The following is a 2,162-nucleotide window of genomic DNA, read 5'->3' as shown; positions in this document are numbered from 1 at the left end:
AAAAGCTGTATGAGAGGGGTATGTTACTGTCTGCTGCTTAGCAGGCAGAACTTCTCATTTTAATTTGTACTAAATCTTGACATAGGACCATTCTGATTTCAGAAGGTCCGCTTCCTGCATCTCCTGTAAAAAGTGGGGAACCATTATGAATGATTGCAATTCTGCTTCCACCTTTATCAATATCTTTCATCTTTGATATTGCTGTCATAAGAAAAAGCATCTGTCCGTCACTTGTAGCCGGAAGTCCTGCTCCAAATCTTCCTCCGAAGCCAAGCTTTGCCTCTTCCTCTACTTTTGCCTTTTCATTCTTCCGCTCACGTCCAAACGGAGGATTTGAAAGGATATAGTCAAATGTACTGCCTGCAAACTGGTCATCCGATAATGTGTTGCCATCCTTAATGTAATCAGCATTGTTACCCTTAATCAGCATATCAGCCTTACAGATTGCAAATGTCTGGTCATTGATTTCCTGACCGAACGATACAAGCTCTGTAGATGCATTCAGACTATGTAAATATTCCTCTGCTACAGAAAGCATACCTCCGGTTCCACAGGCAGGATCATAAATCGTCTTTGCCACATTATTGCCAGAAAGGATGTCATTATCATCATAGAAGAGAATATTAACCATAAGTTGGATAACTTCTCTTGGAGTGTAATGCTGTCCTGCATCTTCATTATGAGACTCAGAAAATCTTCTTATAATTTCTTCAAAAATATATCCCATTTCAAGGTTAGAGATTTCATTCGGATGAAGATTTCCTCTGTCTGTTGTATATTCCTTTAAAACAATATACAGAATCCCCTTATTTGCCATCGTTGTGATGTGTCCATCAAACTTAAATTTTTCCAGAATATCCCGCACATTTGCTGAAAATTTATTCAGATACTCTCTAAAATTCTCCTCAATGTGGTCAGGATCATCCATAAGTCTTTCAAATGTATATTTACTTGTATTGTAAAAATCCTTTTTTGAAGCCTTACGAAGTAAAATATCTTTCATTGGAAGATTCTTTACTTCATCGTATTTCTGTAATACCGCATCCTTCGTATCTGAGAGAATACAGTCAAAACGTCTGATTACTGTAAGTGGTAATATAACATCTCCATATTCATGTGGTTTATATACACCGGTAAGCTTATCTGCTATTGCCCATATTAGGTCTGCTTTCTGATCTATTTTTGCACTTCTCGTAGCCATTTACATTTTCCTCCATAAGGTAATTTACTTTTCTTTGTTATCTGGTACATAGTCAATCAAATCTCCAAAGTTACAATCCAACTCTTTGCAGATTTTTTCCAAAACAGATAGTTTCACCGACTCGCAGTTTGTCATCTTTGCTATTGTACTGGAGCTAAGACCAGTCTTGGCACACAAATCTCCTTTTTTCATTCCGTGGTCAATTAACTGTTTCCATAATCCATTATAACTAATTGCCATCCTCTTTTCCTCCGTTTAATGTGCAATCAATATCAAAATTATTTTATCACACAAAAAACTCCTTGTACAATTCGCATTTACAAATATCACATATCTTTTTTCAAATATTGAATATCTTTTTTAATTTATTCACAAACCTTTTGAATTTATCTGCTACAGATACTCTTTTCCTAATTGATGTGGTTAGAAGAAAAACATCTCCAATCTGCTTTCATTATAACGTTCAATCCATATTTACGCATTAAAAAAGGATGCAGGGATTGACTCCCTACATCCTTCATTAGAATTATAATATTATACTTATCTCACACCCCGATCAGCCCCTCTCTCCGGCTTATCTTTTCCCTGCTTTTCTTGAATAATCCTCTTATTAATCTCAAGCCGTTCATGAATGGATAATTTCTTATCTTTTCCAACTACCGCCTGCTTCTGTTGTACCTGTTTCCTATCTGCTTTTCCTGCATCCTTGACCACTGCATTCGCTTCGGTACTTGTTCCCCGCTCATCTGCTCTTCCTTCATTTCTTTCCGTTATCTGCTGTTCTCGTCTCTCTTTCACACCTTTTTCTTCCAGATTGCAAAAGCTCTGCAGATACGGAAGCACATGATTCTGCATGTCTGTCAGATCTTCCTGATGTTAGCATCTAATTAGTACAAAACAAAAATGAGATATTCCCTTGATACAAATAAAATGTATAATAACAAGAGGAGGAACTCATCAT

At 36.6% G+C, this 2,162-nt stretch carries 3 protein-coding genes; all 3 read right to left on the bottom strand.

Translation table 11 applies throughout. The features are described from left to right. Positions 1–37: 37 nt before the first annotated feature. Positions 38–1,201 (bottom strand): type I restriction-modification system subunit M, encoded by a 1,164-nt coding sequence (locus ACTNDQ_RS15270; protein WP_441064989.1) that lies wholly within the window; start codon positions 1,199–1,201, stop codon positions 38–40. 24 nt (positions 1,202–1,225) lie between these two features. Next, positions 1,226–1,441, bottom strand: coding sequence for a helix-turn-helix domain-containing protein (locus ACTNDQ_RS15265; protein ID WP_028086451.1), 216 nt, complete (start codon positions 1,439–1,441; stop codon positions 1,226–1,228). 300 nt (positions 1,442–1,741) lie between these two features. After that, the gene (locus tag ACTNDQ_RS15260; protein ID WP_441064988.1) at positions 1,742–2,056 is read right to left on the bottom strand and encodes a hypothetical protein; all 315 of its coding nucleotides are present in this window, start codon (positions 2,054–2,056) and stop codon (positions 1,742–1,744) included. Between the last annotated feature and the right edge of the window lie 106 nt (positions 2,057–2,162).

It is taken from the genome of Blautia massiliensis (ex Liu et al. 2021), assembly GCF_052064225.1.
In the GTDB taxonomy this organism is placed as follows: Bacteria; Bacillota; Clostridia; order Lachnospirales; family Lachnospiraceae; genus Blautia_A; species Blautia_A fusiformis.
This window is presented reverse-complemented; position numbering and strand designations above follow the sequence as displayed.